The sequence below is a fragment of the Luteibacter sp. KNZ12-1A genome (assembly GCF_056755675.1).
In genome coordinates, this window is record NZ_JBPGXU010000156.1 from 1 (window position 1) to 6457 (window position 6457).

The following is a 6457-nucleotide window of genomic DNA, read 5'->3' on the forward strand; positions in this document are numbered from 1 at the left end:
AGATGTGTATAAGAGACAGGTCGTGGTCCAGGTGGGTGGCGCGGTGAACGATCTTGGCGGTGGCGTGAGCACCGTGGGTGCGGGTACGCCGATCACCCCGATCACGAGCGCCTTGGGCACCACGGTGTCCTTCGTCGGCTCGGGCGTCGAGCAGATCGGCGGGAAGCTCGACGGCGTGCTCGATTCGTCGGCGGCGAACTCGCTGACGCAGGCCCTGAGCGATGCGGTGACGCCGATCGCGGCTGCCCTGGGCGACAGCACGTCGCCGATCTCGTCAGGTAACCTGGTCGCCGCGGTAGGCAATGCTTCGGGTAGCCTGGTCGGTGGAACGAGCGAGGGCATTTCGAGCCTGGGCGCGAGCCTGGCCAGCGCGCCGGTTCCCGGTCAGCTGGGCGGACTCACCTCGACCCTTGGCGGCACGGTGGAAAGTGCGGGCGGAGCACTCGCTCCGTTGAGCACGGGCCTGTCCTCGGGCCTGGGTACCGCCGCCCCGGGTGCGGGTAACACCGTGGGCACCACGCTCGCGGGCGCGACGGGCACGGTCGCCGCATTGGGCGGCACGGTGTCCGGTATCGGTTCGGGCACGCTCTCACCGCTGGCGCCGTTGACCACGACGCTGGGCGGTGCCGTGACGACCATCGGCAACGGTGCGACCGCGGCGGTCAATTCGGGCGGTGCGAAGGCATCGCCCGTCGCGGCTTCCGGGTCACGTGCGCGAGACGGTTGTCCGCGCCATGAGTCAGTTATCAGGGAGAGTCCATGAATCGATGGTTCGGCTGCCTTCTGGGCATGACCGTCGTGTGTTCCTCGCAGGCGCAGGTACGCGCCCCCGCCAATCCCTTGCAGACCCTTCCCCGCACGGAGACGCCGCAGCAGGCACCGTCGGTGAAGGTCAACGTACAGGCGCCCACCCGCGCGCTTGAAGCCTTGCTCGCCAGGCACCTGACGCCGTCGCGCTTCGACGTGACCGGGGTGACGTCGATCCCCTTCGCCGAGGTGGCCGCCGTGTTCGCGCCGATGCGTGGCAAGGATACGACCGTGGGCGAATTGATCGCCGCCGCCGATCGCGTCACCGCCATGTACAAGACCCGTGGCTACGCCTTGTCGTTCGCCTTCGTGCCGAACCAGACGTTCGCCGGTGGCGTGGTGAAGATCCAGGTCGTGGAAGGCTACGTCGCCGACGTCGACGTGCGCGGCGACTCGGGTAACCTGGAGCCGCGCATTCGTGCCATGGCCGCGCATATCGTCGGCGAGCGCCCGTTGCGCCAGGAAACGTTCGAGCGCTACACGCAGTTGCTCGGCCAGTTGCCTGGCCTGAAGGTCGCGGCGAACGTGGCTCCGCCCATGACGACCGATGGTGCGACCAAGCTCGACCTGGACGTGAAGCGGCAACGCTACGACCTGACCTACGGCCTGGACTTCAACCATCCTGGCGTGCAGGGCGTGCTGTCCGTTCTCGAAAACGGCGCGACGCCGCTCGGCGAACAACTGAGTGTTTCCACACTGTTTCCCAACGGTGGAGGGCAGCGCCTGTATTCGGCGGCTTACCTCCAGCCGATCGGCTCGCGTGGCTGGCAGGCCAAACTGGATGCCAGCCGCTATTGGGGCCAGCCCGATACCGACGAACAATTGCCTTCCTACCTCGATCACCGCTTGACCCAGGAGCGGCTCGCGCTTTCGGCGATCTATCCCCTGGTGTTGAGCAACACGCGTCGGGTCAACCTCACGATGGGCATCTACGCGTCGCGCCAGGACGACCGCTATCGCAACGTCGATACCGGGGTGATGCTGGCATTGCAGTCGAGTGTCCGCGTGCTCAATGCGGAACTGTCATGGCTCAAGGTCGGCGAGAAGACTTCGCGGCAGTTCGCTTTCGCCGTCGCGCATGGATTCGACAGCATGGGGGCGTATTCCCGCGCGGTGAGCAACATCGGCGTGCTGGGCATCGCGATGCCCGATGTGAGCTTCACCCGCTACACCGCGAATTTCGGTTGGTCGAAGGAGTGGGCGCACCGGTTCGGTACGGTGCTGCGCGGCACGGGCCAGTACAGCGACGACGCCCTGCCGTCGACGGAGCAGATCAACTTCGGTGGCCCCTCGTTCGCCTATGCCTATGATCCGGGCGACGCGGCGGGCGACAGTGGCTGGGCCGTGTCCGCGGAGGCCAACCGCGGTTTCGTGTCGGGTTCGAAGTGGATCAAGTCCATCGTTCCTTATGTCGCTTACCAGACGGCCCGGGTCTACCTCAACGGGGCCAGGCCGCTCATCGACCGGCTGGATTCCGCGGCCGTTGGCGTGCGAGCCTCGGACAGCAAGCACTATTCGATCGATTTCGCGCTGGCATGGCCGACCGGCGACAAGCCGCCCGAGAGCAACGACCGCGAAAAGCGCTGGAACCTCACCTTCAGTTACAAGCTGATGTAGCGCCCCCCACCGAGCCTTCACGAGAGCGGGGCGAAGATCGTGCGACCCAGCCGCGCGAGCCCCGCCATGCCGCTCTCCCTGCACCCGCCGCCGATCCGTTTCGACGAGGCACTGGAGCGTGTCGAGCCGGACGAGGCCGAAACCATCGAGCAGTTGATCGAGACCCTCACCCGCATCAACCGGACCACGCTGGAACACGAAAAGCACGCGCACCGTTCCGTGCACGCGAAGAGCCATGCCTTGCTCACCGGAGAGCTGATCGTGCCCGGTGACCTGCCACGGGAACTGGCCCAGGGCATCTTCGCGCGAGAGGGGCGTTATCCGCTGGTCATGCGCCTGTCCACCGTTCCGGGGGACGTCCTCGATGACAGCGTCTCCACCCCTCGTGGGATGGCGGTGAAGATCATCGGGGTGGAAGGCGAGCGCTTGCCCGGCAGCGATGGCGACACGACCCAGGACTTCGTCCTGGTCAACGGACCGGTTTTTTCGGCGCCGAACGCGAAACGCTTCGCCAGTTCGCTGAAACTCGTCGCGGCGACGACCGACCGCGCGGAAGGGGCCAAGAAGGCGTTGTCGGCGGTGCTTCGCGGCACCGAACGCGTGATCGAGGCGTTCGGCGGCAAGAGTGCCATCTTGATCAACCTGGGCGGTCAACCCGAGACCCATCCGCTGGGCGACACGTATTACAGTCAGGCGCCGCTGCGTTTCGGCGACTACGTGGTGAAGCTGTCCATCGCGCCGCACTCGCCGAACCTCACCGCGCTGACCGACACCGAGCTAGACCTCGACGGCAAGCGCAACGGCTTGCGCGAAGCGATGGTGGAGCATTTCGCGAGCCAGGGCGGCGAATGGGAGGTGCGCGTGCAGTTCTGCACGGACCCGGAAACCATGCCGATCGAGGATGCGTCGGTGGCGTGGCCGGAGGAGAAGAGTCCTTATATCGACGTGGCGCGTATCGTGCTGCCGCCCCAGCCGGCATGGAACGCCGTCCGGCGCGCGGCGATCGACGACGGCCTCGCCTTCAGTCCCTGGCACGGCATCGCCGCGCACCGTCCGCTCGGTTCGGTGATGCGTGCGCGCCGCGTGGCGTACAAGGTGATGGCGAGGTTCCGCGCGCACCACAACGGGGTGACGATCCGCGAGCCGCGTTCCATCGCCGACCTGCGGATCTAGGGCTTACCAGCCCATGTAATGCCCGCCGTTGATGGCGAGGTTGGACCCGGTGATCCAGCTGGATTCCTCGGCGGTGAGGAAGGCCACGGCATGCGCGATCTCCTCGGGCCTGCCCAGCCTGCCGACGGGAATCTGCGCCACGATCTTCGCGCGGATGTCCTCGGGCACGGCCATCACCAGGTCGGTGCCGACATAGCCCGGCGAGACGGTGTTCACGGTGATGCCGAAACGGGCGTTTTCCTGCGCGAGCGAGATGGTGAATCCGTGCACGCCGGCCTTGGCCGCCGCGTAGTTGGCCTGGCCGTACTGTCCCTTCTGCCCGTTGATCGAACTGATCTGGACGATACGGCCCCACTGCCGGGAGCGCATGCCTTCGATCACCGGACGTGTCACGTTGAAGCAGGCATTGAGGTTGGTATTCACCACCTCGGTCCACTGCTGGTAATCCATCTTGTGGAAGGTGGTGTCCCGCGTGATGCCGGCATTGTTGACCAGGATTTCCACCGGCCCGGCGAGGTCTTCCACCGCGCGGATCATGGCTTCCGCCGAGACGGGATCGGAGACGTCGCCCGGCACCATCACCACGTCGATTCCGTCGCGGATCATGTCCTCGCGCCAGGCCGCGGCGCGGGCCTCGTCGCGGTAGTTGGTGGCGACCCGGTGACCCTGCCGGGCAAGGTAACGCACGATCGCCGTACCGATGCCGCCCGTGCCGCCGGTCACCAGTGCCGTACGCTGCGTGATGCCTTGCTTCATCCTGGCCTGATTCCTGTAATGGCCCGTCGACCGGGCAAACGATTCTTATAGCGTCGGGCTGGAGGTAAGGCTACTGCGGCGTAGCGCCGCAGGTTCGAATCCGTTCAGAGCCTCGCGCAGGAGGGTGGCCGGATCGGCCGCTCCGGCGGCCACCTCGACGCCTAGCCGTCCAAGCGCCCCGTGCAGCGCAGGCAGCGGATCGGCCGGGTCCACGGGCTGCGCGGCCGTCGACTTGGACAGCTTCCGCCCCTCGGCGTCGAGAACCAGGGGCAGGTGCAGGTAACCCGGAAGCGGCAGCCCGAGCAGGCGTTGCAGGTAGATTTGCCGGGCAGTCGACTCGAGCAAATCCGCGCCGCGTACCACGTGGGTCACGCCTTGCTCGCCGTCGTCGACCACGCAGGCCAGCTGATACGCCCAGAAGCCTTCCACGCGACGGATCACGAAATCCCCCGCCACTTCGCGCAGGTTTTCCTCCTGGGGGCCCTGCAGGTCGTCCCGCCATCGGATCGTGAGGTCGGGCGTGCGCAGCCGCCATGCCGGGGGGCGCGAGGGATCGGCCGGTGCGACGCAATGGCCGTCGCGGTGGATGCCTCCATGGGCGGCGAGGTCGGCCCGGCTGCACCAGCAGGGAAACACGTGTCCCTCCCGGCGGAGCCTTTCGAACGCCGCTTCATACAGGTCGCCTCTGAGCGACTGGTAGACCGGTGGCCGGTCGGGCGGCATGCCGAAGGCATCCAGGGCGGAAAGGATCGCGGCAGCCGATCCGGGAACCTCGCGTGGGGGATCGATGTCTTCGATCCGCACGAGCCATTCCCCACCGGCGTGGCGAGCGACCAGCCAACTTCCCACGGCGGCCACGAGCGAGCCGAAATGCAGGGCGCCGGTGGGGGAGGGTGCGAAGCGTCCGCGGTAGCGTTGGCGTGTCATCGGGAAGCGGGTTGAGAGGTTTCTCATTGGTCGTGCGGCGCCGGGGGCACAGTTTAGGCGATGCCGGTGTCCGGCCGCCCGCATCGGGACGGCTTTCCGTTGGGAGCCGGGGCTTCCGGCATTGAATGTTCAGCGTTCGCCCCGAAAACTTGTACCAGGCGGCGCCATACGCCAGCCGCCATGAGAGAGACTAGCCATGTTCAAACGTATTGCTTTGTTCGTCGCGACCAACCTCGCGGTCATCGTCTTGCTCACCAGCGTCTGCCATGTGCTGGGGATCGACCAGTGGGCCGCCCAGCGCGGCATGGGTATCGGCGGGTTGATCGTCTTCGCGTCCGTGTTCGGCATGGGCGGTGCCTTCGTGTCACTGGCCATCTCCAAGTGGATGGCGAAGATGTCCACGGGCGCCAAGGTCATCACCGAGCCGCGCAACGAGTCCGAGCGCTGGCTGCTCGAGACGGTGCGCCGCCACGCCGAGAAGGCGGGTATCGGCATGCCCGAGGTGGCGGTGTACGACGCCCCGGAAATGAACGCCTTCGCCACCGGCATGAGCCGTAACAACGCCCTGGTGGCGGTGAGCACGGGCCTGCTCCAGCAGATGGACCGCGAGCAGGTCTCGGCCGTACTCGGCCATGAGATCGGCCACGTCGCCAATGGCGACATGGTCACCCTGACCCTCATCCAGGGCGTGCTCAATACCCTGGTGATCGTGCTGGCCCGCGTGGTCGGCCGCGTCGTCGACAGCTGGCTGAGCGGTGGCCGCGATCGCGACGGCGAGGGCGGCATGGGCTACTTCGTGGTGGTGATGGTCCTGCAGATCGTGTTCGGCCTGTTCGCCTCGATCATCGTCATGTGGTTCTCGCGCTGGCGCGAATTCCGCGCCGACGCGGCGGGTGCCAACCTGGCCGGCCGGGCCTCGATGATCTCGGCCCTCCAGCGGCTGTCGGCCAACCACGGCGACACGACGCTGCCGCAGACGATCCAGGCCTTCGGCATTTCGGGCCATCTCGCCACGGGCCTCAAGCGCCTGTTCATGAGCCATCCGCCCATCGAGGAGCGGATCGCGGCGTTGCAGAACGCGCGCTGAGGCTGGCTGACTCGCCGACAGGGTCGGCTCCCACCAGAACGGTACACCGCATTCCGGACGGAGCCGCGGCCTGCCTGGTGGGAGCCGACC

General features: G+C 66.9%; 6 protein-coding genes. 4 read left to right on the plus strand and 2 right to left on the minus strand.

All coding sequences use genetic code 11. The features are described from left to right. The 3 genes from ACR9ZJ_RS18640 to ACR9ZJ_RS18650 all read left to right on the plus strand — a co-directional run. The coding region (locus ACR9ZJ_RS18640) for a collagen-like triple helix repeat-containing protein (RefSeq protein ID WP_481288601.1) at positions 1 to 763 on the plus strand (763 nt) is incomplete at its 5' end. Further along, a complete protein-coding gene (locus ACR9ZJ_RS18645; protein WP_481288602.1) occupies positions 760 to 2424 on the plus strand; it encodes a ShlB/FhaC/HecB family hemolysin secretion/activation protein in 1665 nt (554 codons plus the stop codon). The genes ACR9ZJ_RS18640 and ACR9ZJ_RS18645, both read left to right, overlap by 4 nt. Positions 2425 to 2490: 66 nt before the next feature. Further along, entirely contained in the window at positions 2491 to 3597 is a 1107-nt protein-coding gene (locus tag ACR9ZJ_RS18650; protein ID WP_481279810.1) for a catalase family protein, read from the plus strand. A 3-nt stretch (positions 3598 to 3600) separates the two neighbouring features. On the opposite strand, the gene phbB is transcribed toward ACR9ZJ_RS18650, so the two are convergent. Then, positions 3601 to 4341 carry an acetoacetyl-CoA reductase gene (phbB, locus tag ACR9ZJ_RS18655; protein ID WP_306850686.1) on the minus strand — a complete coding sequence of 247 codons (741 nt, stop codon included), beginning with the start codon at positions 4339 to 4341 and terminating at the stop codon, positions 3601 to 3603. A 57-nt stretch (positions 4342 to 4398) separates the two neighbouring features. Further along, complete coding sequence (gene gluQRS, locus ACR9ZJ_RS18660; protein ID WP_481288603.1) at positions 4399 to 5280, minus strand: tRNA glutamyl-Q(34) synthetase GluQRS; 882 nt, start codon at positions 5278 to 5280, stop codon at positions 4399 to 4401. 196 nt (positions 5281 to 5476) lie between these two features. Here gluQRS and htpX point away from each other — a divergent pair, with 196 nt between their 5' ends. Further along, on the plus strand, positions 5477 to 6367 hold the full coding sequence (htpX, locus tag ACR9ZJ_RS18665) for a protease HtpX (RefSeq protein WP_426285154.1): 891 nt from the start codon (positions 5477 to 5479) through the stop codon (positions 6365 to 6367). The last annotated feature ends 90 nt before the right edge of the window (positions 6368 to 6457 follow it).